Below are 23,321 nucleotides of genomic sequence, written 5' to 3' on the forward strand. Positions count from 1 at the left end.
TCCTGCCGAACCCAGCAACTGTTTACATTGTGTGCACAATTACAGCGACTAATATCAACGGGTGACCAACTATGCCCGGCAGGAGCGTGCCCTCCTCGCCGACCTGCTGCTGCTTCAAGGTCCGGACGCCCCGACACTCTGCGAAGGCTGGACCACCCGTGACCTGGCCGCGCACCTCGTGGTCCGCGAGCGCCGGCCGGACGCCTCCGCCGGGATGATGATCAAACCCCTGGCCGCGCACGGTGAGAAGGTCCGCCTGGCCCGCGCCTCTCTTCCCTACCCCGAGTTGATCGACCAGGTGCGAAATCCACCCTCCTGGGGGCTGATGACCAACCCGGTGGTCGACCCGCTCGCCAACACCGCCGAGTTCTTCATCCACCACGAGGACGTGCGCCGCGGCGCACCGGGCTGGGAGCCACGCGCCCTGTCGCCGGATTTCGAGGCGGCCCTCTGGCGCCCGCTGAAACTGATCTCCCGGGCGTCGCTGCGCAAACTCGGGATCACCGCCGAGATCACCCCGACCGGGCAGTCCCCGGTCCGGACCGGGGAGAACCCGCAGGTGCACATCTCCGGGGACGTCGGCGAGCTGACGGTCTTCTTCTTCGGACGGCAGCGCGCCGCCCGGGTGAGCGTCGAGGGTGACCCGGCCGCCGCCGAGCGCGTGCGGACGGCCCGCCTCGGCGTCTAAGAATTGGCCCATTCAAGCTGGGTGAAATTGGCTCGTTGGCGACGCCAATCGAGCCATAGGTTCAGGGCATGACCACTCGAACCGGGCTGTCCGTCTCCCAGGGCGCCGCCCTCTCCGTCGGCGCCGTTCTGGGCACCGGGCTGATCTCGATGCCCGCCCTCGCGGCGGAGGCCGCCGGACCGGCCTCCCTGGTCGCCTGGCTCGCGCTGATCCTGCTCTCCGCACCGCTGGCCTGGACGTTCGCCGCTCTCGGCGCGCGGTACCCGGACGGCGGCGGCGTCTCCACGTACGCCCGGATGGCGTTCGGCCCGCGGGTCGCGGCCGCTGTCGGCTGGTGCTTCTACTTCGCGGTCCCGCTCGGCGCGCCGGTCGCGGCCGCGTTCACCGGCGGGTACGTGGCCGACGTGCTCGGTGGCGGCCGGACCACCGAGTTCGTCACGTTCCTGGCGATCATCGGGACCGCGTACGGAATGAACTGGTTCGGTCTGCGGATCTCCGGCAAGGTCCAGCTGGTCCTCTCCGCCTGCCTCGCCACCCTGCTCGTGGTGACAGTGGTCGCCGCCCTGCCGCACGCCCGCTGGGAGAACCTGCAGCCGTTCGCGCCGCACGGCTGGACCGGCATCGGCGCGGCCGCCGCCATCCTGGTCTGGGGTTTCGCCGGTTGGGAGGCGCTGTCCTCGCTCTCCGGCGAGTACCGCAACCCGCAGCGGGACGTGCCCCGGGCCACGCTGATCGCGGTCGCCGTGGTCGGTGTCCTCTACCTGGCCGTCGCGGCGGTCAGCGTCCTCGCCCTCGGTCCCGCCCTGGCGGGCAGCCGGGCACCGCTCGCCGATCTTCTCGCGATCGGCGTCGGCGGGCCGGTCCGGGCGATCACCGCGGTCGTCGCGGTGGTGCTGACGCTCGGCGCGGTCAACGCGTACTTCGCCGGAGGGAGCCGGCTCGGGGCGGCTCTGGCCGGCGAGGGCGCGTTGCCCGCCCGGGTCTTCGGCAGCCAGCGCAAGGCCATGACGTTCATCCTGGTCGCCAGCGTCGTGTCGGCACTGCTGCCGCTCGGGCTGCACACCGCCGCGCTGCTGGTGACCGGCTGCTTCACCCTGGTCTACGTGATCGGGACGGCGGCCGCGCTGCGGCTGCTGCCCGCCGGATGGTCCCGGGTGGTGGCCGGGGTGGCGTTCGTGGCCGTGGTGGCACTGCTCTGGCTCAACGGGTGGCCGGCGCTGCTCAGCCTGGCGATCGCGGCCGGCGCGGTGATCTACCAGGAGTGGAGCAGCAGGTCCCGTGTGCCGGCCGCGGCGGATTCACAGGAGACCTGCCAGGTGGGCTAGCCCCTCCTCGATCAGGTCGGGGTCGACCGCGCCGAAGCCGAGCACCAGGCCCGGCACGACCGGCGTACCGGGCGGCACGTAATCGCCCAGGTGGTCGATCGCGACGCCGGCCCGGCGGGCGGCCGCCACGATGGCGACCGGGTCAGGGGCGCCCGGGCGCAGCAGTGCGGTGACGTGCAGGCCGGCCGCGGACGGGACGACCTCCAGCGCGGGCATCGCGGCCAGCCCGGCCAGGATGCGGGTACGCCGGTCCGCGTACGAACGCCTCGCCCTGCGGACGTGGCGGGCCAGTTCGCCGTCGTCGACGAAACGGGCCAGGGCTGCTTGGGTGGCCGTTTGACCGTACCCATCGCTTAATTGCCGAGCGGCGATGAGCGCAGGCCGCAGGCCTGGCGGGACCAGCACGAAGCCGGTGCGCAACGCCGGAATCGTGCATTTGGAGAAGGTGCCGACGTACAGGACGCGGCCGTTGCGGTCGAGCGTGCAGAGCGGTTCGAGAGGGCGGGCCGAGAAGCGGAACTCGCTGTCGTAGTCGTCCTCGACGATCGCGGCGCGGCGGCATCGCGCCCAGTCGAGAAGCTCGCTGCGGCGCTCGCGGCTCATCACCCGGCCGAGCGGGAACTGATGCGACGGCGTCACGTAGACCAGCCGCGCGTCGTCCGGCAGATCCGCGACCACCAGGCCCTCGTCGTCGACCGGCACGCCGGCCACCCGGACGCCGAGCGACGCGAAGAGCCGGCGGGCCGGTGGGTAACCGGGCTCCTCGACCGCCACGACGTCACCGGGACGCAGCATCACCCGGGCGATCAGATCGAGCGCGTGCTGGGTGCCGTTCGTGACCACCACGTCGTCGGCGGTGGTCCGCACCGACCGGGAGTACCCGAGATAGCGGGCGATCGCGGCCCGCAACGCCGGATGACCGGAGGGCTCCGCGTAGGTACCGGGATCATTCGCCCGCAGCCGCAGCTCGGCGCCGACCAGCCGCCGCCAGGTGTCGAACGGGAACAGCCGCGGATCCGGGATGCCGGTACGGAAGTCGTACCGCGGCGCCGCCGACTCCCCGCTGGTCGGCAGTGGGGTGAACGTCCAGGCGTCGTGCGGCCGCAGCGGATCCGCCCGCGGCCGGACCGGCAGGTCACCGGTGTGCGCCTCGGCCACGAACGTCCCGGCGCCGACCCGCGCGGTCAGATAACCCTCGGCAGTCAGCCGCTCGTAGGCACCGGCCACACTCCCCCGGGACACGCCAAGGTCGGCGGCCAGCACCCGGGTCGCGGGCAGCCGATGCCCGGCGGGCGCCCGGCCGTCCATCACCGCGGCCCGCAACGCCCGGTAAACGGCGGCGGTGGTCCCACCGGCGCCCGGCTCGATCTCGATGACCAGATCCACGAGGCCATTTTGCTCTGAGAAGTAGCTGTGAGCCCGCCTGCGCTATGGACCCCGCGAGCGTGCTGACTAGGATTAAGAAGTTCCGGTCCCGTTAACGGGGACCACCCGGGCCGGTGAAGTTGGTTGATGCGGCACTCTAGCCGTGGTGCCGGACGCGCATTACCCTCCGGTAACACTGACGTTACTTGCTCCCCGTTTCTGGTCTTCTAAGGCGGCGCCCGATATGGCTCTCGAGGTTCCCTACCGGTCAATTCCGGACATGCTCTTTCAGCGCGTGGCGAAAACCCCCGATGCCCGGGCGCTCGCGAAGCCCAACGCGACCGACACCGGTCCCGAGTGGCTGACCTGGCGCGAGGTCGGTGAGCGCACCCGGGCCATCGGCGCCGGTCTGCGCGAGCTCGGCGTCGGCCTGGAGGATCGGGTCGCGATCCTCTCCAACACCCGTCTCGAGTGGATCCTCGCCGACCTCGGCATCAACGTGGCCGGCGCTGCCGCCACGACGGTCTACCCGACCACCGAGCCGGAAGACACCGCGTTCATCGTCACCGACTCCGGCTCCAAGATCCTCATCGCGGAGAACGCGAAGCAGGCGCTGAAGATCGCCGGCGCCGAGACCGCGGTGACCAAGGTCGTGATCATCGAGGGTCCCGCCGACGCCGGCGCCACCCCGCCGCAGATCACCCTCACCGAGCTGGAAGAGCTCGGCAAAGCCGCGCTGGCGGCCAACCCGTCGCTGATCGACGACGTGCTCGCCCAGCTCACGCCGGACAACGTCGCCACCCTGATCTACACCTCGGGCACCACCGGCCGCCCCAAGGGCGTCACCCTGCTGCACAAGGGCTGGACCTGGGAGGGCGTGGCGCAGGAAAACCTCGGCCTCTTCTCGCCGCAGGACCTGCACTACCTCTGGCTGCCGATGTCGCACGCGTTCGGCAAGACCCTGCTCTGCGGCATCCTGCACGTCGGCGTGCCGACCTATGTCGACGGCCGCGTCGACAAGCTGATCGACCTGCTCGCGGTGATCAAGCCGACGCTGATGTGCGCCCCGCCGCGCATCTTCGAGAAGGTCTACAACAAGACCGTCACGAGCGGCCTCTCCGGTGGCGGCCTCAAGCCCAAGATCTTCAGCTGGGCCGTGGCGACCGGGAAGAAGAAGGTCGCGCTGGAGCAGACCGGCAAGCCGCTCCCGCTGGCACTCAAGATTCAGTACGCGATCGGCGAGAAGCTCGTCTTCTCGAAGCTCCAGCAGAAGCTCGGCGGCAACATCAAGGTGCTGGTCAGCGGCTCCGCGGCGCTGAGCCGGGACATCTCGGAGTTCTTCGCGGCGGCCAACCTGCCGATCCTTGAGGGTTACGGCATGACCGAGGCCTGCGCGGCCAACTTCGTGAACCGTAACGGCCGCCTGCGGATCGGCACGGTCGGCGAGGCGATCGGCGACCTCGAGGTTCGCATCGACACCGACGGCGAGGTGCTGCTGCGCGGCGCGCCGGTCATGCGGGGTTACCACAACCTGCCGGAGGCCACGGCCGAGGCGTTCACCGAGGACGGCTTCCTGCGTACCGGTGACATCGGCGAGCTCGACGCCGACGGCTACCTGAAGATCACCGACCGGAAGAAAGACCTGGTCAAGACGTCCGGTGGCAAGTTCATCGCACCGTCGGCGATCGAGGGCGCGTTCAAGGCCGTCTGCCCGTACACGTCGCAGGCGATCGTCGTCGGCCAGAACCGCAACTTCGTCACCATGCTGATCGCCCTCGACGAGGACGCGATCAAGTCGTGGGCGGCCGATGGCCCGCTCGCCGGCAAGAGCTACGCGGAGATCGTGGCCGCTCCGGAAACGGAGAAGCTGGTCGCCGACTTCATCGCCGAGCTCAACGCCAAGCTGAACCGCTGGGAGACGGTCAAGAAGTTCGCGATCCTCCCCCGCGACCTCAGCATCGAGTCCGGCGAGGTCACCCCGTCCATGAAGATCAAGCGGCGCAGCGTCGAGACGAACTTCGCCGAGCAGATCGACAAGATGTACGCGGGCTCCCTCGCCCAGCTCTGACAGTCACTCTTCTTCAGCGAGGCCGGACTTCTGTCCGGCCTCGCTGCGTTTTCCTGAAGTCAGGTGATGACGACGGGGCTTCGCCAGGTCGGCCGGGGTGAGTGGTCGAGGTCGTGGCGGACCGCGGCGATCCGGCGTACCGACTCGATCAGGTCGTCGGCCGCCAGGGTGAACGGCAGCCGCAGGAAACGCTCCAGAGTGCCGTCCAGGCCGAACCGCGGGCCCGGGGCCAGCCGCACCCCGAGATCCTCCGCCGCCCGCGACAGCGCGCTCGAGATCGGGCCGTCCAGCTCCGCCCAGAGCGTCACCCCGCCGGCCGGCACGACGAACCGCCATTCCGGCAGCATCTCCCGCAACGTCTCGACCAGCGCGTCCCGCCGGAATCGCAGCTGCGCCCGCCGGGCCGCAACGATCTCCGGGGCCAGCCGCAGCAGGTGAACCGCGACGAGCTGCTCCAGCACCGGGCTGCCCATGTCGACGCCGACCCGGATCGCGGCGAGCCGCTGGACGAGCGGCGCGGAGGCGCGAACCCAGCCGATCCGCAGGCCACCCCAGTACGCCTTGCTCATGCCGCCGATCGACGTCACCCGGGAGTGCCGGTCGAAGACGGCCACCGGTGGCGGCATCTCCTGACCCTCCAGCGGCAGATCGACGAAGGACTCGTCGACGACCAGCTCAGCCCCGGCCGAGTGGGCGCCGACCACGAGGCGTTCGCGCAGCTCGGCCGGCATCAGGTGACCGGTCGGGTTGTGGAACTCCGGAATCACGTACGCAAGTCTGGGTCTGGTCTGACGCAGCGCGCCGAGCATCATCTCGCCGTCCCAGCCGGTCTCGATGTCGAGGCCGTGCGTGCTGATCCGCGCGCGGCGAGCGGCGAGCGCGGCGAGCGCGTTGGGGTACGTCGGCGTCTCCACCAGCACCGGCGCCCCGACCGGAACCGAGAGCCGCAACACCAGGTCGAGCGCCTGCTGCGTGCCACTGGTGATCATGATCTGCTCGGCCGACGTGGTCACACCCCGCGCCGTGTACGCCTCAGCGACGGCAGCCCGCAACTCAGGAAGCCCGGTCGGGTGGTACCCGGCACTGCCCAGATAACGCGGCAGATCGTCGGCCGCCGCCCGGGCCGCAGGCACCAGCTCGACCGGCGCTGCCGACGCGGCACAACCCAGGTCGATCATGTCGAGGTCGTCGTCGGGGGTCCAGAGCCCGGACGTGGCGACCCGATGGCCGTTCGGCAGCGTGGTCCAGCTCCCGGCCCCACGCCGGCTGGTGAGATGACCCGTCTCGCGCAACGCCCGGTATGCCGCCGACACCGTGGTCCGGCTGACCGCGAGGGCTTCGGCGAGCTCCCGCTCGGCCGGAAGCCGGACACCGAGGGCGAGCCGCCCGTCAGCCAGCAACCCTCGGACCGCACCGGCCAGAGCGGCGTAGTCAGGGTTCCGGTGCCGGCCGGGCAGCGAGTGCCACCGGCCCAGAAGCCGGGCCAATTGATCGCCACGCACTGATGTAGTCATGCCACCCTCCAATAATTGGCACTTTAACATCAGCTAATTGGCATCGAGAGTGGCTACATGGACTTGTTTCGGCGCGTGCCACAACTCTTCGTCGGGCTCTTCCTCTATGGGGTGAGCATGGCCCTGATGGTGGAGTCGGACCTCGGGCTCAACCCCTGGGACGTCTTCCACCAGGGCCTCTCCGAGGTGACCGGGATCAGCTTCGGCTGGATCGTGCTGATCGTCGGGGTGCCGGTGCTGCTGCTGTGGATCCCGCTGCGCCAGCGGCCCGGCTTCGGCACCATCGCCAACCTCGTGGTGGTCGGCTTCTCCGCCGACTTCGCCCTCTGGGTGCTGCCGATGGGCGAGGGAATCCCGGCCAAGGTCGGCTACCTGGTCGGCGGGATCCTGCTGAACGGGTTCGCGACCGGCCTCTACATCGGCTCCCGGATGGGTCCCGGCCCCCGCGACGGCCTGATGACCGGCCTGGCCGCCCGGTTCCCCCGGCTCTCGCTGCGTCTGATCCGCACCGGCATCGAGCTGATCGTGCTGGGCGCCGGCTTCCTGCTGGGCGGAACGGTCGGGATCGGAACCATTGCGTACGCCCTGGCGATCGGCCCCCTCGCGCACCTGTTCCTGCCGCTGCTGACCGTCCCGGAACGCCGCCGCGGCGACCGAACCGTGAGACTGCCCGACCCCGATGCGCACCCTATGCCGAGCTGACCCCACTTGATCCACTTCTGGCCCGGGCAACGGCCCGGTGATCATCCGGACACATTCGCTTCCGGGTGAGGCGACGGCACGGCATCATTGCGGCATGGGGGTCGGCGGCTGGCACTGGAACGACGCTTGGATCTTCGTCTCCGCGGTCATCGCCGAGCGGCTGGAGCGTGACAGGGCGATGCACGCCGCCCTGCCGGTGGCCGGCGCGACCTTGGCCGACCTGCTGGCCGCCGCGGATTTCCTGCACCACAGCGTCCCGAGCCGCGAGGACATCGAGGAATCGGTCCGCCGCCTCTCCGGCGCCGGCCTGATCACCGTCGAGGACGACATGTTCGAGGTGGCCCCGGCCGGCGAGCAGCTCTGGCGGACCCGCCCGTTCAGCGGCCTCTCCTCAGCGGTGATGACCCTGCAAACCCAGCTCAACCGATCCGCCGAACCCGGCGACGGCGACTGGCCCCTGACCGAGCAGGCCTACGCGTCAGCCCTCCGCGAATACCGCCTCCGCCTCGCCGACGGCCGATAACGGCTCCCGTACGGTTAAATGGCGTCGGGAAGGCAGCCCGGCGATCCAGGGGGTGAGGGAATGACGCGAGCCGCGTCGGAGCCATTCTCCCTCACCGTGCGGGAAGTCCTGACGCTCATCGAAGACGGAAAATTCCGGACGCCTTCCTTCCAGCGTCCTTTCGTCTGGACCGCACGGCAGGCGGTGCCGTTTTTCGAAAGCATCCTGGCGGGCTTGCCGATCGGGGCGATAACCCTCGTCGAGGGGCCTGCGGACGGCGGACCGGACCGCGTCGGCCCGATACAGATGGCCGTTTCTTCCCGGGCGGACGCTTGGTGGATCGTGGACGGCTCACAACGATTGGGGACGCTCGCCGGGGCTCTGTCGCACCTCGGCGGGATCGGTCCGGAGGCCATCCGCCTGGCCTACGACCTGGAAGCGGATGCGGTGATCCCGCAGAGGGAACCCGCCCGCCCACTCGATCTCCCGTTTGACCTGATGGCGGATCCAGAGTCCTTCTACGCCTGGCGGGATGAGCGCGAACCGGCTGACCCCTACAGCCGACGCGCCACGGACGTGCGGAGCCGCATCCTCGATTATCCGCTGACACTCGTCCGGCTGCTCAACTCGCCTGTCGAAGCAGCGGCGGAGATCTTCCTTCGGCTCAACGACGCCGGGGTCGGGCTGAGCGCCGTGGACCTGACCCATGCGCGGCAACCTCACACCGATTCTCTTTCGGCACGGCTGGCGGCCACCGGTTTCGGTCGCATCCCCGAAATCGCCCTGACGGAGGCGGCTCAGGGAATTACCGACGCCGATCGAGCCGTGACGCGAGCGATCCTCTGGCTCCGCGAGGAAGCCGGAATTCCACACATCTCGGTCTGGGAGAAGCATCTCGATCTTCTCAGCCCGCTGGTCAGGTTCTTCCATCTGAATCGAGCGCCGTCCGCTCGCGCTCGCATCCTCCTGATCCGGTGGCTGTGGCGTTCCATGGGAGCCGCCGAGCGCCGGCCTTCACAGCCGCTACGCGGCGCCGACTCGCTGGATGCCATCAGGTTGCTGGAGGCAGCGCCGGCCGAGAAACCCGGCGCCGAATATTTAACGCAGGTCGGCGAGCGGCTCGCTCTGATCACCCTGGCTCCGCGCTCGCTGCTGACCGGTGATCCGCTGGCGGTGGCCAGTGTCTTGCAGGCGCACGGCCACGCGGCTTTTCATCGGCTCGCTGGCAGCCTCTTCTTCGGACTGCCGGACGAGGGGCCTCTCCCCGATCTCCTCGCCGGAAACCATGATCCGGCGGTGCTGGCATCACAGGCTCTCGACGTCACAATGATCTCGCGGCTGCAGGCCGGCGACATCGACGGGTTCGTCACCCGGCGGCGGCGGTTGCTGGCACTCAGCTTGATCGAGGCCGCGCAGCCCTTCGCTCAGTGGGGAGCATCCGATCGCCCGGCAATCAGCGACCTGATGGTCACCGATGATCCCGAAGAAGCACACAGCCATGCCGGGTGAATCGTCGTGGGCCCTCACCGTCCGGCTTCACGACGTCGTCGTCGGCGAGATCGTGCTGTCCGGAAACACCGCACGCCTGACCTTGAACGGTGAGTACCTGCGGATGCCGTCGCGCCCGGTGCTCGGTCAAACCTTCGAGGACGATCCGGAACGGGCCCGGAACACACATCAACGTCTGACCCCGTGGTTCTCCAACCTGCTGCCCGAAAAAGGCGGCCCGTTGCGGGACATCATCGCGCGGCAGCTCGGCATCCACCCAGAGCGCGAGTTCTTCCTGCTCGCAGGGCTGGGCCATGATCTGCCGGGAGCGGTCACCGCGCTCCCCGCCGAACCCTGGACGGATGTACCGGACACCCATCAGACATCCCTGGAGTCCGAGCTTCTGGACCGGGTCCGGCTCAAGTTCTCTCTGGCCGGCATTCAGCTGAAGCTGTCACTGCTCAAGACGCGGCGGGGACTCACCCTCCCTGCCAGCGGCGAGGGCGGCGACTGGATCGTCAAACTGCCGTTCCACGACTTCGGCAAGGTGCCCGAGAACGAGTATTCGATGATGCTGTGGTTGAAGGAGTCGGGGGTCGACGTTCCGGCCATCGATCTCTTTCCCGCGGCCGAAGTGCAAGGTGTTCCCGAGGGCTTGGTCGATCGGCCGGATCCTGCTGACTCTCGCGGGCGAGGATGCGATCAAGGAGTTCGTCCGGCGGTTGGTCGCCATCGTTCTGATGGGTAATGGCGACGCCCACCTGAAGAACTGGTCGTTGCGATACGCACGATCCGGATCGATCACCCTGGGCCCCGCCTACGACTTCGTGTCGACGATCGTCTACCAGCCATTCCGCGCGGACACGCTGGCGCTCAACCTGGACCGTTCCAAGGAATTCACCTCGGTCACCCCAGCCACCTTCCGCCGATTCGGCGAACGGATCGGGTACCCGCAGCCCGAGTCGCTGGCGACGCTGGCAGCGGAGTTCGTCGAGAAGATGCGCGAGACATGGTCCGCGCTCTCCCCCGACCTGCCGCTGTCAGCCGAGATGTCCAACCTGATCAACGGCCGGCTGCGTGACCTGCCGCTGGCTCGGACCGTCTGACGTCAGCGGACCGGGTTGCCGGCCTCGCGGAGGGACTCCTTGACCTCGCCGATCGTCAGGTCGCCGAAGTGGAAGACGCTCGCTGCCAGCACCGCGTCGGCGCCCGCGTCGACGGCCGGCGGGAAGTGCTCGACCGCTCCCGCCCCGCCGCTCGCGATCACCGGGATGTCGACGACGCCGCGGACCGCCCGGATCAGCTCCAGGTCGAAGCCGGCCTTGGTGCCGTCGGCGTCCATCGAGTTCAGCAGGATCTCGCCGGCGCCCAGGGAGGCGACCCGGGCCGCCCACTCGATCGCGTCCAGGCCGGCGCTGCGGCGGCCGCCGTGTGTGGTGACCTCCCAGCCCGACGGCTGGTCCGCGGACCGGCGCACGTCGAGCGAGAGCACCAGCACCTGGTTGCCGAACCGGGTGGCGATCTCCTCGATCAGCTCGGGGCGGGCGATGGCCGCGGTGTTCACACCCACCTTGTCGGCGCCGGCTCGCAGCAGCACGTCGACGTTGTCGGCCGAGCGCACCCCGCCGCCGACGGTGAGCGGGATGAAGACCGACTCGGCGGTACGCCGAACCACGTCCAGCATCGTGCCCCGATCGTCGGAGGACGCTGTCACGTCGAGGAACGTCAGCTCGTCGGCGCCCGCGGCGTCATAGGCGGCGGCCAGCTCCACCGGGTCGCCCGCATCCCGCAGGTCGACGAAGTTGACACCTTTCACCACCCGTCCGGCGTCCACGTCCAGACAGGGGATAACACGCACCGCGACCGTCATGCCCCAACCCTAGCCAAGGGCCGGGAGGCGACCGGCCGAGCCCGGACCAGTCCCAAAAGCACCCCGCCGACGACGAGCACGCCCCCGGCGATGTCGACCGGATAGATCGGCTCTCCGAGGACGACCGCAGCCGACGCGATGCCGAAGAACGGGACGAGCATGGAGAACGGGGCGACGGTCGCGGCCCCGTACCGTTGCATGAGGAATCCCCAGCCGGCGAAGCCGGCGAGAGTGCTGACCAGCGCGATGTACAGCAGCGAGAGCAAGGCCTCGGTGTTGATCGTGCGAAGCGCGGCGAGGTCAGCGGACGGTCCGTCGAAGAGCAACGTGAGCACGATGAGCGGCCCGGTGGCGAGGGCGCTGACCCAGACCATGAAGCGCAGGCTGTCCGGCGGCGAGGCCTTGCGGGTGGCGACGTTCGACAGTCCCCAGGCCACCGCCGCGCCGATGACCAGCAGGAACGCCGGGAGGTTGGCGCCCATCCGGGTGGCGACCAGCAGGACGCCGACGACCGCGACGGTGAGGCCGGCGATCTGGAGACGGCGGGGACGTTCGCGCAGGAACAGCACCGCGAAGAGCATCGTGAAGACGGCCTGGCTCTGCAGCACGAGCGAGCTGAGGCCGGCCGGCATCCCGGCGTTCATCCCGGCGAAGAGCAGCGAGAACTTGGTGACGCCGAGGACCAGCGCGACCGCGATGATCCATCGCCACGGCACCTGGGGACGGCCGACGAAGAACAGGGCGGGGAAGGCGGCGAGACCGAAACGCAGCGCGTTGAACATCAGTGGCGGGAAGTGGTCCAGCCCCGCGTGGATAGCGACGAAGTTGAAGCCCCAGATCGCCGCCACGGCGACGGCGAGGGCGAGGTCACGCGGTCTCATGCTCATCAGCCTCGGACAGACAACCGTTAAGCACCAGCAAAATAACCTACACCCACGATGTAGCATCGCTACATGATTGACCTCGGGAGGCTGCGCGCCCTGCACGCCGTGGCGAGTTACGGCACGGTGCTCGCGGCCGGTGAGGCGCTGCACTGCACACCGTCCGCGGTGTCCCAGCAGATCGCGAAACTGGAGCGGGAGACCGGCGCGGTCCTGGTCGAGAAAGACGGCCGCAGGCTGCGGCTCACCGACACCGGCCGGGTTCTCGCCGACCACGCCGAGCGGGTGCTGACCAGCGTGCAGGAGGCGGAGTCAGCCCTGGCCGCGCATCGGGACACGGTCACCGGGCGGCTCACCGTGGCCACGTTCGCCACCGCCTGCCGGGCGTTGATGCCGCACGTGCTGAAAAAGCTCGCCATCGAGCACCCGCAGCTGACCACCGGCCTGATCGAGGTGAATCCGCACGAGGGTCTGGAGCTGCTGCGCCGGGGTCACGTGGATCTCGCGGTGCTGGATGATTGGCCCGAGGTCGGCCTGCGTTACCCGGAGACGGTGACGAAGATCGAGATCGGCCAGGACCACGCGGATCTCATCGTGCCGACAAACCACCACTTAAACGGAAAAATTGATTTAAAAGCGGCGAAGGACGAACGCTGGATCGGCGTCCGCGCCGGCGACGTCTGCTACGAATACCTCGTCCGCAGACTCCCCGGCCTGGTCCCCGACTTCCAGGTGGGCGAGTTCGAAACCCAGCTCACCCTGATCGCCGCCGGCCTCGGCGTCGGACTCATCCCCCGACTCGCCCGCCCGGCACTGCCCGACGGAGTCCGCGTCGTCGAGGTGACACCACTACCCACCCGGCGCGTGGTGATCGCCTGGCGCGACTCCTCGGCGGCCCGTCCTGCGATCAAGGCCGCCGAGGAGGCGTTACGCGAAGCGTGGGATCAGGAAGCCAGCGCGACAAGCGCCTCACGGACGGTGAACGCGCCCGCGTAAAGCGCCTTGCCCGCGATCACACCCTCCACACCGATCGGCTCCAGCGTGGCGAGGGCCCGCAGGTCCTCCAGCGTGGAGACGCCGCCGCTGGCGATCACCGGCTTGTCGGTCGCGGCGCACACCTCACGCAGCAGGTCCAGGTTCGGCCCGCGCATGGTGCCGTCCTTGGTGATGTCGGTGACGACGTAACGGGACGCGCCCGCCTTGTCGAGCCGGGCAAGAACCTCGTACAGGTCACCGCCGTCGCGGGTCCAGCCCCGAGCAGCGAGGGTACGCCCACGCACGTCCAGTCCGATCGCCACGCGGTCGCCGTACTCGGCACAGATCCGGTCGCACCACTCCGGGTCCTCCAGTGCGGCCGTGCCGATGTTGACGCGCTGGGCGCCCGTCGACAGTGCCCGGGTCAGCGACTCGTCGTCGCGGATGCCACCGGAGATCTCCACCTTCACGTCGAGCTGGCGGACCACGTCGGCGAGCAGCTCAGCGTTCGAACCCCGGCCGAAAGCGGCGTCCAGGTCGACCAGGTGGATCCACTCGGCGCCATCGTTCTGCCAGGCCAGCGCGGCTTCCAGCGGGTCGCCGTACGCGGTCTCCGAGCCGGCGGCGCCTTGCACCAGGCGGACGGCCTGGCCGTCGGCGACGTCGACGGCGGGCAGCAGTTGGAGGGTCATTTCTCTCCCATTAGGAACGACTGAGGCACATAGGAACGACTTAGGCCCGGCGGCCGAGCACCACGACAACGAGGGCCGGCACGGCGAGGACGAGCAGTGCGGTGAGGATGACGCGGAGCGCCAGTTCCGGGATGAACGTCCAGACCGCGGCGATCGCCAGCAGCGTGACGACGGCGATGCCGATCCGCTCACGACGACTGCGATGGTAGATCCGGCCGTTCCGCCCGAATCGCGGAGTCAGTTTCTGACGAAAGGTGCGAACGCCGTTACGCCGGGCGACCCGCCGGGCACGGACGGCCTTCTCCTTCTCCAGCACGACGAGCCTCTCGGCCCGCCGCCGCGCGCGTTCCTTGCTCACCTCAGTCCCGCGACCCAGTTGGTGAGCAGCAGGAATCCGGCGTCCGACGATTTCTCCGGGTGGAATTGCGCGGCGCTCAGAGCGCCGGCTTCCACCGCGGCGGCAAACGGCAGGTCGTGGGTCGCGGTGGTCACTTCGGCGCCGGCTTGCGCCAGCAATTCAAGATCTTGAGCAGCGTACGAGTGAACGAAGTAGAACCGTTCGTCCCCGGTGAGTCCGGTCAGCAGCCGTGAGCCGGACGGCACCTGCACCGTGTTCCAGCCCATGTGCGGAATCCGCTCGGCGGAGAGCTTGGTGACCGAGCCGGGCAGCAGGCCCAGTCCCTTGGTCTCCACACCGTGCTCCACACCGGACTCGAAGAGGATCTGCATGCCGACGCAGATGCCGAGCACCGGCTTGCCGGCCGCCACCCGTGCGGCGATCACCGGCCCGGCGTTCAGCGCCTCGATCCCGGCCATGCAGGCGGCGTACGCGCCGACGCCCGGAACGACCAGGCCGTCCGCCTCGGCAGCCGCGCCCAGGTCGCTGGTCACTGTCACCTCAGCACCGGTACGCGCGACCGCCCGCTCGGCCGACCGGAGGTTCCCCGAGCCGTAGTCCAGGATGACGATGTTGGCCACCACTTACGCCTCCCCCATCGGCCACCAGGCGAAGCCGCCGGCCGTGGCGAGCGCCGCCAGCACAGCGACCATCCCGATGCTGAACTTCGTGGCGTCCGCCTTGACCAGCTGGACCACGCCGCCGACCAGGATGCCGGCCGCCGCGAACAGAACCAGGGAGATCACAGAACCCCCTTCGTGGACGGCAGCGAGCCGGCGTTGCGCGGGTCGATCTCGACAGCCTCGCGCAGCGCCCGGGAGAACGCCTTGAACTGGGCCTCCACCACGTGGTGCGCGTCCGGGTGACCGCCCGGGCGGCAGGCCCGCAGCACGTCCACGTGCAGGGTCACCTTCGCGGCGTGGCCGAACGCCTCGAAGATGTGCCGGGTCATGCTGGTCGCGTAGACCGGCCCGATGTACGGCGTGAGCAGCGGCTCGTCGTGCACCACGTACGGCCGGCCGGACAGGTCGACGGCCGCACGGACGAGCACCTCGTCCATCGGGATGGTCGCTGACCCGTACCGGCGGATGCCTCGTTTGTCGCCGAGCGCTTGCGCGAAGGCCTCGCCGAGCGCGATCGCGGTGTCTTCGATGGTGTGGTGCGAGTCGATCTCAAGATCGCCTTCGGTACGCACGGTGAGGTCGAATCCGCCGTGCTTGGCGAGCTGGTTGAGCATGTGGTCGTAGAAGCCCACGCCGGTGCTCAGATCGCCCTTGCCGGTGCCGTCGAGGTCGATCTCGACGAGAACCTTGGTCTCGTTGGTGACGCGGTCAATCCGCCCGGTACGACTCACAGAGCCTCCTCACTTCGTTCGTCGGCGCTGTGAGCCGGAAAAGCGACACTGAACTTAATGCGCTCGCTTCGCTCGCTCATGGCAGGATCTCCTCAGCGGCGTTCAGGAAAGCGGACGTCTCGGACTCGGTGCCGGCGGTGACCCGCAGCCAGCCGGCCAGGCCGACGTCGCGGATCAGGACCCCACGGTCGAGGAAGGCCTGCCAGGCTGCCTTCTGATCGGGATCGGTGGCGAACAGCACGAAGTTGGCGTCGCTGTCGGCGACCCGCACACCCCGGGCCCGGAGCGTGGTGACGATCCGGTCGCGCTGCTCCTTGATCGCCTCGACAGTGGCGAGCAGCGAGTCCCGGTGCACGACCGCAGCCCGCGCGGCGGCCTGGGTGATCGCCGACAGGTGGTACGGCAACCGGACCAGCTGCACCGCGTCGACCACGGCCGGGTCGGCGGCCAGGTAGCCCAGCCGGCCGCCGGCGAAACCGAACGCCTTGCTCATGGTCCGGCTCACCACGAGGCGCGGGTGGTGCGGCAGCAGGGTGAGCGCGCTGATCGTGCCGGGCCGGGCGAACTCGGTGTAGGCCTCGTCGACGATCACCATGCCCCGCGCGGTCGCCAGGATCGCGTCGATCACCGACGGGTCCAGAGCGGTGCCGGTCGGGTTGTTCGGCGAGCAGACGAAGACCAGGTCCGGGTCGTGTCTCTCGATCTCGGCGACGGCGGCATCGGGGCGCAGCCCGAAGTCCGGGTCACGCAGCGCGCCGATCCAGCGAGTGCCGGTGCCCTGCGCCAGCAGCGGATGCATCGAGTACGACGGGCCGAAGCCCAGCGCGGTGCGACCCGGCCCGCCGAACGCCTGCAGCAGCTGTTGCTGCACCTCGTTGGAGCCGTTCGCCGCCCACACGTTCGCCGTGGTGAGGCCGTGGCCGAGGTAGGACGCCAGCTCGGTGCGGAGCGCGATCGCGTCCCGGTCCGGGTAACGGTTCAGATCGCGGAGCTCGGCCTGCACGGCCTTGCCGATCGCCTCCACCACGTCGTCCGGCACCGGGTACGAGTTCTCGTTCGTGTTCAGCCGCACCGGCACGTCCAGCTGCGGCGCGCCGTAAGGCGTCGTGCCGCGCAGATCGTCCCGGATCGGCAGATCGTCAATCGTGGTCATCAGGAGAACCGTGCCTTCACTGCGTCACCGTGGGCGGGGAGATCTTCGGCGTTGGCCAGGGCCACCACATGGCCCGCCACGTCACGCAGAGCCGCCTCGTCGTAATCGATGATGTGCACACCGCGCAGGAACGACTGCACCGACAGACCGGACGAGTGCCGCGCGCAGCCACCGGTCGGCAGCACGTGGTTCGACCCGGCGGCGTAATCGCCGAGCGACACCGGCGACCAGGCGCCCACGAAGATCGCGCCGGCGTTGCGGACCCGCAGGGCCCACTCCCGCGCGTCCCGGGTCTGGATCTCCAGGTGCTCCGCGGCGTAAGCGTCCACCACCCGCAGGCCCTGCTCCAGGTCGTCGACCAGCACCACACCGGACTGCTCGCCGGTCAGCGCCGTGCGTACCCGCTCCTCGTGTTTCGTGGCGGCGACCTGCACGGCCAGCTCCGCCTCGACCGACTCCACGAGGGCGAGCGAGTCGGTGACCAGCACACTCGCGGCGAGCGGGTCGTGCTCGGCCTGGCTGATCAGGTCGGCCGCGACGTGCCGCGGGTCGGCGGTGTCGTCGGCCAGGATCGCGATCTCGGTGGGGCCGGCCTCGGCGTCAATCCCGACAACGCCCCTGAGCAGGCGTTTCGCGGCTGTCACCCAGATGTTGCCGGGCCCGGTGATCACGTCGACCGGCTCGCACCGGTCGGCTTCGTCGGCGCCGGTCGATCCGTACCCCAGCATCGCGATCGCCTGGGCGCCGCCCACGGCGTAGACCTCGGTGACGCCGAGCAGGGCACACGCGGCGAGCACCCGGGCATCCGGCAGGCCGCCGTTCTCCACCTGCGGCGGGCTGGCGATCACCAGGCCCTCGACGCCGGCCTCCTGCGCGGGAACCACGTTCATGACCACGGTGGACGGGTAGACGGCGAGGCCGCCCGGCACGTAGAGGCCGACCCGGCGGACCGGGATCCAGCGCTCGGTGACCGTGCCACCCGGGACGACCTGGGTGGTGACCTCGGTGCGGCGCTGGTCGGCGTGCACCTTGCGGGCCCGCTTGATCACCTCGAGCAGCGCGGCGCGCACCTCGGGGTCGAGGCTCGCCTCGGCGGCGGTGATCTCCTCGACCGGCACCCGCAGACGATCCAGCTGGACACCGTCGAATTTCGACGTCGCCTCCTGGATCGCGCTGAATCCATGCTGATGAACCGCCTCGACAACCGGGCGAATCCGCTCGACGGCAACAGAGACGTCGAGCTGGGCACGGGGCAGCAGTCCGCGCGGGTCACGAGAGGAGCCGCGCAGGTCGATCCGATTCAGCACCCGCCCAGTCTAGGCCGCCGGCCGTACCGTCAGCGAAGCCGCCGCACCCGGCCCAGGCGTTGGGACACCGCGCCGGGTTGACCAAGGTCGGTCGGCGACTAGGCTGAACGCGTGAGCGATCGGCTGCCGGTCTTCCCGCTGAGCACGGTGCTCTTTCCCGGCCTGGTGCTGCCCCTCCACATCTTCGAAGAGCGATACCGCGCGCTGGTGCGGGACCTCGTGGCGCTGTCCGCCGACGATCCGCACGAGTTCGGCGTGGTCACCCTGCGCCACGGCAGTGAGGTGCCGCCCGATCCCGGTGAGGGCCCGGTGCCGGCCGTGCCGCCGATCCGCGCCGAGGATCTGTACGAGGTGGGCTGCACGGCGGAGCTGCGCCACGTCACCGAGCTGCCGGACGGCCGGTTCGACATCATGACCGTCGGCAAGCGCCGGTTCACCGTGCTGAGCATCGAGCAGGGCGCGGAGCCTTATCTGAGCGCCCGGGTCCGCTGGCTGACCGACACCGACGAGGCCGACGAGTCCGCCCACATCCTGGCGCCGCGGGTGCTGGCCGCGTTCCGGTCATACCTGGAACTGCTCCGGCCGAACAGCGAGGTGCTCGACCAGGTTCCGGACGACCCGACAGTGCTGTCCCACCTGGTCGCGGCGACCGCCCAGCTCACCGTCGAGGAGCGGCAGCAGCTGCTCGCCACCCCCGACACGGCGAGCCGGCTGCGCGCCGAGCTGCGGCTGCTCAACCGCGAGTCAGGCCTGCTTGCCCGGGTCCGTGCCGTCCCGGTGCCGCTCTCCGACCTGGCTCGTCCCGCCAGCCCAAACTGAGTCGTCCATCGCCGGCACGGGTGCCACATAGGGATGGTTCGGGCCGTAACCGGGCGCGGCTCCCGGCTGGTCCAGGTCCGGGTCGTTCGACCAGCCGGCCAGCAGCGTCAGCACGATCGCCGCGGCGAACGCCGGCACCAGCGTCGGGCCGAGCGAGTGCACCTCCGGCGGGGCCAGATAGGTGGCGCCCTGCGCGGCCGAGGCACGCCACTGCTGGTACGCGTCCCGGCCGATCAGCTCACCGACCCACGGCGCCACCCAGTGCCCGGCCACGTACGTCCCGCCGACCACACCGAGCAGCAGGAACGGCCCCCGGTCGCGGCGCAGCGCCAGCCAGGCACCGACCGCGGCGAGCAGCCCGAACGCGAACCCGAGCAGGGTGAACCAGCCGTCCGAGGCGATGTACTGCTCGGGTGACGGATCGTTCACCACGATCCCGTTGTCGCCCACGTTGATCACCGGCACACCCGGGGCGAGCCACGCCCAGAGAAGGCCCAGCGGCGCGCCCAGCACGCCGAGCACCACCAGGCTGACGATCGTGGCGGTCACGGTCCGCCGCAGGGGCCGGCGGCTGTCACGCTGGAACTGCCACCACTGTGCCGAACGCCACGTGGGCGGGCCGGGATCGTAGGGCGGTTCGAGATCGCTCGGTTGCACCCTACGATCCTTCCAGATCAGCGCTGATCGTCAGGCGACGGCCGATGGCCCGAGAATCATCTTGAGATCGGCTCGCAGCGCCGGGGTCGGCGCGACCCGCACCCCGCCCAGCCGCATCACCGTCGTACGTTTGCCGTTCTGCAGGTGGACGTGCACCTCGGCGTCGCCGGGGTGACTGATGAGGATCTCTTTGAGCTCGTCCACGAGCGGCGGCGTGCACCGGGTCACCGCCATGGTCAGGGTGACCGGCTTGTTGTCCGGGTTGTGGGTCACGTCCGGCATGGACATGTCCATCGCCATGATCCGGGCCTGGTCGTCGCGCCGGTCGATCCGGCCCTTGACCACCACGATCGCGTCCTCGGCGATGTACTGCCCGACCAGCTCGTAGGTGTTCGGGAAGAACAGCGCCTCGACACCGCCGGCCAGGTCCTCCAGCGTCGCCGACGCCCAGGCCCGGCCCTGCTTGGTGATCCGGCGCTGCACACCGGTGAGGATGCCGGCCAGGGTGACCACGGCGCCGTCCGGCACCGAGCCCTCCTCGCCCAGCGCGGCGATGCTGGTGTCCGCCGAGTTCTGCAGGAGCACCTCGAGGCCGGCGAGCGGGTGGTCGGAGACGTAGAGGCCGAGCATCTCCCGCTCGAACGCGAGCTTGTCGCGCTTGTCCCACTCGCTGTCGCCGATGATCGGCATCGCGACCGTCGAGGAGACGCCGGAGTCGCTGTCACCGAACGCGCCGAACAGGTCGAACTGCCCGGCCGCCTCGTTGCGCTTGACGTCCGCGTACGCGTCGATCGCCTCGGCGTGCACGGCGAGCAGGCCCTTGCGGCTGTGCCCCATCGAGTCGAAGGCACCCGCCTTGATCAGCGATTCGATGGTTCGCTTGTTGCAGGCCACCGCGTCGACCTTCGACAGGAAGTCGTAGAAGTCGTTGTAGTCGCCCTTTTCCTTACGGCAGCGGACGATCGCCTCCACCACGTTGCCGCCGACGTTGCGGACCGCGCCGAGGCCGAACCGGATGTCGGTGCCGACCGGGGTGAACGGCCCGGCCGACTGGTTCACGTCGGGCGGCAGCACCTGGATGCCCATCCGGCGGCACTCCGCCAGGTAGACCGCCATCTTGTCCTTGTCGTCGCCGACGCTGGTCAGCAGACCACCCATGTACTCGGCCGGGTAGTGCGCCTTCAGGTACGCCGTCCAGTACGACACCAGGCCGTACGCCGCGGAGTGCGCCTTGTTGAACGCGTAGCCGGCGAACGGGACCAGGACGTCCCACACCGCCTGGATGGCCTCGTCGGAGTACCCGTTCGCCCGGCAGCCGTCGCGGAACGGGATGAACTCCTTGTCGAGGATCTCCTTCTTCTTCTTGCCCATGGCGCGGCGGAGCAGGTCGGCCTGGCCGAGCGTGTAGCCGGCGAGGATCTGCGCGGCGCGCTGCACCTGCTCCTGATAGACGATCAGGCCGTAGGTGGGCTCCAGGATCTCCCGCAGCGGCTCCTCCAGCTCCGGGTGGATCGGGGTGATCTCCTGGAGCTTGTTCTTGCGGAGCGCGTAGTTGGTGTGCGAGTCGACGCCCATCGGACCGGGCCGGTACAGCGCCAGGACGGCGGAGATGTCCTCGAAGTTGTCCGGTTTCATCAGGCGCAGCAGGGACCGCATCGGGCCACCGTCGAGCTGGAAGACGCCCAGCGTGTCACCCCGGGCCAGCAGGTCGTACGCCGGCTGGTCGTCCAGCGGCAACGCGAGCAGGTCCATGCCGTTGCCGTGGTTGAGCTCGATGTTCTTCACGGCGTCGTCGAGGATGGTCAGGTTCCGCAGGCCGAGGAAGTCCATCTTCAGCAGGCCGAGCGTCTCGCAGGTCGGGTAGTCGAACTGCGTGATGATCACGCCGTCGCTGGCCCGGCGCATGAGCGGGATGTGGTCGATGATCGGCTCGGCGGACATGATGACGCCGGCGGCGTGCACACCGGTCTGCCGGATCAGGCCCTCGATGCCGCGAGCCGTGTCGATGACCTTCTTGACGTCCGGGTCGGTCTCGTAGAGCCCGCGGATCTCACCGGCCTCGTTGTACCGCTTGTCGTCCTTGTTGAAGATGCCGCCGAGGGTGATGCCCTTGCCCATGACGTCCGGCGGCATCGCCTTGGTGATCTTGTCGCCGACCGCGAACGGGTAACCCAGCACCCGGGCCGAGTCCTTGATCGCGGCCTTGGCCTTGATCGTGCCGAACGTGGCGATCTGGGCGACCTTGTCCTCGCCCCACTTCTCGGTGACGTACCGGATCACCTCACCGCGCCGGCGCTCGTCGAAGTCGATGTCGACATCGGGCATCGAGACACGCTCGGGGTTCAGGAACCGCTCGAAGATCAGGCCGTGCGGCAGCGGGTCGAGGTCGGTGATACCCATCGCGTACGCGACCAGCGAGCCTGCCGCCGAGCCACGACCCGGTCCCACCGCGATGCCGTTGTTCTTCGCCCACTGGATGAAGTCGGCGACCACGAGGAAGTACGCCGGGAAGCCCATCTGGATGATGACACCCAGTTCGTACTCCGCCTGCTTCACGTGGGTGTCCGGGATGCCGGCCGGGAATCGGGCGCGCAGCCCCTCGAACGCCGTGTGCCGGAAGTACTCCTCTTCGGTGTACCCGTCCGGGATCGGGAACCTCGGCATCAGGTTCTTGAAGGTGAACATCCCGTCGGTGTCCACCTTCTCGGCCACCAGCAGCGTGTTCCGGCAGCCCTCCTGCCACGCCTCGGAGGAGTCCACCGCGCGCATCTGGTCGGCCGACTTCACGAAGTAGCCGGAGCCGTCGAAGCGGAACCGGTTCGGGTCGGCGACGTTGCTGCCGGTCTGCACGCACAGCAGCACGTCGTGCGCCGCGGACTGCTCCTCGTGCACGTAATGCGAGTCGTTGGTGACCAGGGGCGGGATGTTCAGCTTCTTGCTGATCTCCAGCAGGCCGTCCCGGACGCGCTTCTCGATCGACAGACCGTGGTCCATGATCTCGAGGAAGTAGTTGTCCTTGCCGAGCGCTTCCTGGTACATCGCGGCGGATTTCAGGGCCTCGTCGAACTGGCCGAGCCGCAGCCGGGTCTGCACCGAGCCGGATGGGCAGCCGGTGGTGCCCATGATGCCCTCGGCGTGCTCCGCGATGATGTCGAAGTCCATCCGCGGGTACTTACCGAGCTGGCCCTCGATCGAGCCGCGCGAGTTGAGCCGGAACAGGTTCTTCAGCCCGACCGCGTTACGCGCCCACATCGTCATGTGCGTGTACGCACCGTTACCGGAGATGTCGTCCGATTTCTGCTCCGGACGACCCCACTTGATCCGGCTCTTGGTGAGCCGCGACTCCGGCGCCACGTACGCCTCGACACCGATCACCGGGATCAGATCCGCGGCTTTCGCCTGCCTGTAGAAGTCGTAAGCCCCGTGCATGTTGCCGTGGTCGGTGATCGCCGCGGCCGGCATGCCGAGCCGTTTCGCCTCGGCGAGCAGTTCCTTGATCCGGGCAGCCCCGTCGAGCATCGAATACTCAGTGTGAACATGAAGATGCACGAACGAGTCGGACAC

The 23,321-nt window shown here is 69.3% G+C and carries 23 protein-coding genes; 10 read left to right on the forward strand and 13 right to left on the reverse strand.

What is annotated here, in order from left to right:
* The first annotated feature begins 61 nt into the window (after positions 1-61).
* The gene (locus tag B0I29_RS10455) at positions 62-688 is read left to right on the forward strand and encodes a TIGR03085 family metal-binding protein (RefSeq protein WP_111648730.1); all 627 of its coding nucleotides are present in this window, start codon (positions 62-64) and stop codon (positions 686-688) included.
* A 68-nt stretch (positions 689-756) separates the two neighbouring features.
* A complete protein-coding gene (locus B0I29_RS10460; RefSeq protein WP_111648731.1) occupies positions 757-2,013 on the forward strand; it encodes an APC family permease in 1,257 nt (418 codons plus the stop codon).
* On the opposite strand, the gene pdxR is transcribed toward B0I29_RS10460, so the two are convergent.
* The gene (gene pdxR, locus B0I29_RS10465) at positions 1,987-3,399 is read right to left on the reverse strand and encodes a MocR-like pyridoxine biosynthesis transcription factor PdxR (protein ID WP_111648732.1); all 1,413 of its coding nucleotides are present in this window, start codon (positions 3,397-3,399) and stop codon (positions 1,987-1,989) included. The two genes, B0I29_RS10460 and pdxR, sit on opposite strands and share 27 nt — an antisense overlap.
* A 223-nt stretch (positions 3,400-3,622) precedes the next feature.
* Here pdxR and B0I29_RS10470 point away from each other — a divergent pair, with 223 nt between their 5' ends.
* A complete protein-coding gene (locus tag B0I29_RS10470) occupies positions 3,623-5,446 on the forward strand; it encodes an AMP-dependent synthetase/ligase (RefSeq protein ID WP_111648733.1) in 1,824 nt (607 codons plus the stop codon).
* 59 nt (positions 5,447-5,505) lie between these two features.
* On the opposite strand, the gene yczR is transcribed toward B0I29_RS10470, so the two are convergent.
* Complete coding sequence (gene yczR / locus B0I29_RS10475) at positions 5,506-6,960, reverse strand: MocR-like transcription factor YczR (RefSeq protein ID WP_111648734.1); 1,455 nt, start codon at positions 6,958-6,960, stop codon at positions 5,506-5,508.
* Positions 6,961-7,017: 57 nt separating this feature from the next.
* Between yczR and yczE the strand changes: the two genes are divergently transcribed.
* The 5 genes from yczE to B0I29_RS10500 all read left to right on the forward strand — a co-directional run bounded on the left by yczE (position 7,018) and on the right by B0I29_RS10500 (position 10,758).
* Positions 7,018-7,662 (forward strand): membrane protein YczE, encoded by a 645-nt coding sequence (gene yczE, locus B0I29_RS10480; RefSeq protein ID WP_111648735.1) that lies wholly within the window; start codon positions 7,018-7,020, stop codon positions 7,660-7,662.
* A gap of 94 nt (positions 7,663-7,756) precedes the next feature.
* Entirely contained in the window at positions 7,757-8,185 is a 429-nt protein-coding gene (locus tag B0I29_RS10485) for a hypothetical protein (protein ID WP_111648736.1), read from the forward strand.
* A gap of 60 nt (positions 8,186-8,245) precedes the next feature.
* Positions 8,246-9,673: a DUF262 domain-containing protein gene (locus B0I29_RS10490; protein WP_181557757.1), complete on the forward strand. Its 1,428-nt coding sequence runs from the start codon at positions 8,246-8,248 to the stop codon at positions 9,671-9,673.
* Positions 9,639-10,400 carry a type II toxin-antitoxin system HipA family toxin gene (locus tag B0I29_RS10495; protein ID WP_146616759.1) on the forward strand — a complete coding sequence of 254 codons (762 nt, stop codon included), beginning with the start codon at positions 9,639-9,641 and terminating at the stop codon, positions 10,398-10,400. Before B0I29_RS10490 ends, B0I29_RS10495 begins: the two co-directional genes overlap by 35 nt.
* Positions 10,375-10,758 carry a HipA domain-containing protein gene (locus B0I29_RS10500; protein WP_181557758.1) on the forward strand — a complete coding sequence of 128 codons (384 nt, stop codon included), beginning with the start codon at positions 10,375-10,377 and terminating at the stop codon, positions 10,756-10,758. The genes B0I29_RS10495 and B0I29_RS10500 overlap by 26 nt, the downstream gene beginning before the upstream one ends.
* 2 nt (positions 10,759-10,760) lie before the next feature.
* On the opposite strand, the gene hisF is transcribed toward B0I29_RS10500, so the two are convergent.
* Together hisF and B0I29_RS10510 are read right to left on the reverse strand one after the other, a co-directional pair.
* Complete coding sequence (hisF, locus tag B0I29_RS10505) at positions 10,761-11,522, reverse strand: imidazole glycerol phosphate synthase subunit HisF (protein ID WP_111648739.1); 762 nt, start codon at positions 11,520-11,522, stop codon at positions 10,761-10,763.
* Positions 11,519-12,403, reverse strand: a complete 885-nt coding sequence (locus tag B0I29_RS10510; protein WP_111648740.1) for an EamA family transporter — start codon at positions 12,401-12,403, stop codon at positions 11,519-11,521. The genes hisF and B0I29_RS10510 overlap by 4 nt, the downstream gene beginning before the upstream one ends.
* 72 nt (positions 12,404-12,475) lie before the next feature.
* Between B0I29_RS10510 and B0I29_RS10515 the strand changes: the two genes are divergently transcribed.
* Positions 12,476-13,399, forward strand: a complete 924-nt coding sequence (locus B0I29_RS10515; protein WP_111648741.1) for a LysR family transcriptional regulator — start codon at positions 12,476-12,478, stop codon at positions 13,397-13,399.
* Here the strand turns inward: B0I29_RS10515 and priA are convergent.
* The 7 genes from priA to hisD all read right to left on the reverse strand — a co-directional run bounded on the left by priA (position 13,348) and on the right by hisD (position 18,281).
* Positions 13,348-14,070, reverse strand: a complete 723-nt coding sequence (gene priA / locus B0I29_RS10520) for a bifunctional 1-(5-phosphoribosyl)-5-((5-phosphoribosylamino)methylideneamino)imidazole-4-carboxamide isomerase/phosphoribosylanthranilate isomerase PriA (protein WP_111648742.1) — start codon at positions 14,068-14,070, stop codon at positions 13,348-13,350. The genes B0I29_RS10515 and priA overlap by 52 nt on opposite strands.
* A 40-nt stretch (positions 14,071-14,110) precedes the next feature.
* Positions 14,111-14,428: a hypothetical protein gene (locus tag B0I29_RS10525; RefSeq protein ID WP_111648743.1), complete on the reverse strand. Its 318-nt coding sequence runs from the start codon at positions 14,426-14,428 to the stop codon at positions 14,111-14,113.
* Positions 14,425-15,048: an imidazole glycerol phosphate synthase subunit HisH gene (gene hisH, locus B0I29_RS10530; protein ID WP_111649140.1), complete on the reverse strand. Its 624-nt coding sequence runs from the start codon at positions 15,046-15,048 to the stop codon at positions 14,425-14,427. The genes B0I29_RS10525 and hisH overlap by 4 nt, the downstream gene beginning before the upstream one ends.
* A 3-nt stretch (positions 15,049-15,051) precedes the next feature.
* Entirely contained in the window at positions 15,052-15,213 is a 162-nt protein-coding gene (locus B0I29_RS45660) for a hypothetical protein (RefSeq protein ID WP_181557759.1), read from the reverse strand.
* On the reverse strand, positions 15,210-15,821 hold the full coding sequence (gene hisB, locus B0I29_RS10535; protein WP_111648744.1) for an imidazoleglycerol-phosphate dehydratase HisB: 612 nt from the start codon (positions 15,819-15,821) through the stop codon (positions 15,210-15,212). Before hisB ends, B0I29_RS45660 begins: the two co-directional genes overlap by 4 nt.
* Positions 15,822-15,897: 76 nt before the next feature.
* Positions 15,898-16,974 (reverse strand): histidinol-phosphate transaminase, encoded by a 1,077-nt coding sequence (locus tag B0I29_RS10540; protein WP_111648745.1) that lies wholly within the window; start codon positions 16,972-16,974, stop codon positions 15,898-15,900.
* Positions 16,974-18,281, reverse strand: coding sequence for a histidinol dehydrogenase (hisD, locus tag B0I29_RS10545; RefSeq protein WP_111648746.1), 1,308 nt, complete (start codon positions 18,279-18,281; stop codon positions 16,974-16,976). The genes B0I29_RS10540 and hisD overlap by 1 nt, the downstream gene beginning before the upstream one ends.
* A gap of 111 nt (positions 18,282-18,392) precedes the next feature.
* Between hisD and B0I29_RS10550 the strand changes: the two genes are divergently transcribed.
* On the forward strand, positions 18,393-19,100 hold the full coding sequence (locus B0I29_RS10550) for an LON peptidase substrate-binding domain-containing protein (protein ID WP_111648747.1): 708 nt from the start codon (positions 18,393-18,395) through the stop codon (positions 19,098-19,100).
* Here the strand turns inward: B0I29_RS10550 and B0I29_RS10555 are convergent.
* Both B0I29_RS10555 and dnaE read right to left on the reverse strand, forming a co-directional pair.
* Positions 19,026-19,757, reverse strand: a complete 732-nt coding sequence (locus tag B0I29_RS10555) for a DUF2567 domain-containing protein (RefSeq protein WP_111648748.1) — start codon at positions 19,755-19,757, stop codon at positions 19,026-19,028. The two genes, B0I29_RS10550 and B0I29_RS10555, sit on opposite strands and share 75 nt — an antisense overlap.
* A gap of 30 nt (positions 19,758-19,787) precedes the next feature.
* Positions 19,788-23,321 carry a DNA polymerase III subunit alpha gene (dnaE, locus tag B0I29_RS10560; protein WP_111648749.1) on the reverse strand — a complete coding sequence of 1,178 codons (3,534 nt, stop codon included), beginning with the start codon at positions 23,319-23,321 and terminating at the stop codon, positions 19,788-19,790.

The sequence above is a fragment of the Actinoplanes lutulentus genome (assembly GCF_003259845.1).
Taxonomy (GTDB): Bacteria; Actinomycetota; Actinomycetes; order Mycobacteriales; family Micromonosporaceae; genus Actinoplanes; species Actinoplanes lutulentus.

Bases quoted from the DNA above. Each gene is read 5' to 3' on its own strand.
- B0I29_RS10460 (WP_111648731.1), top strand. From the start codon at position 757: ATGACCACTCGAACCGGGCTGTCCGTCTCCCAGGGCGCCGCCCTCTCC.
- B0I29_RS10470 (WP_111648733.1), top strand. From the start codon at position 3,623: ATGGCTCTCGAGGTTCCCTACCGGTCAATTCCGGACATGCTCTTTCAG.
- yczR (WP_111648734.1), bottom strand. From the start codon at position 6,960: ATGACTACATCAGTGCGTGGCGATCAATTGGCCCGGCTTCTGGGCCGG.
- yczE (WP_111648735.1), top strand. From the start codon at position 7,018: ATGGACTTGTTTCGGCGCGTGCCACAACTCTTCGTCGGGCTCTTCCTC.
- B0I29_RS10485 (WP_111648736.1), top strand. From the start codon at position 7,757: ATGGGGGTCGGCGGCTGGCACTGGAACGACGCTTGGATCTTCGTCTCC.
- B0I29_RS10490 (WP_181557757.1), top strand. From the start codon at position 8,246: ATGACGCGAGCCGCGTCGGAGCCATTCTCCCTCACCGTGCGGGAAGTC.
- B0I29_RS10495 (WP_146616759.1), top strand. From the start codon at position 9,639: ATGATCCCGAAGAAGCACACAGCCATGCCGGGTGAATCGTCGTGGGCC.
- hisF (WP_111648739.1), bottom strand. From the start codon at position 11,522: ATGACGGTCGCGGTGCGTGTTATCCCCTGTCTGGACGTGGACGCCGGA.
- B0I29_RS10510 (WP_111648740.1), bottom strand. From the start codon at position 12,403: ATGAGACCGCGTGACCTCGCCCTCGCCGTCGCCGTGGCGGCGATCTGG.
- B0I29_RS10515 (WP_111648741.1), top strand. From the start codon at position 12,476: ATGATTGACCTCGGGAGGCTGCGCGCCCTGCACGCCGTGGCGAGTTAC.
- priA (WP_111648742.1), bottom strand. From the start codon at position 14,070: ATGACCCTCCAACTGCTGCCCGCCGTCGACGTCGCCGACGGCCAGGCC.
- B0I29_RS10540 (WP_111648745.1), bottom strand. From the start codon at position 16,974: ATGACCACGATTGACGATCTGCCGATCCGGGACGATCTGCGCGGCACG.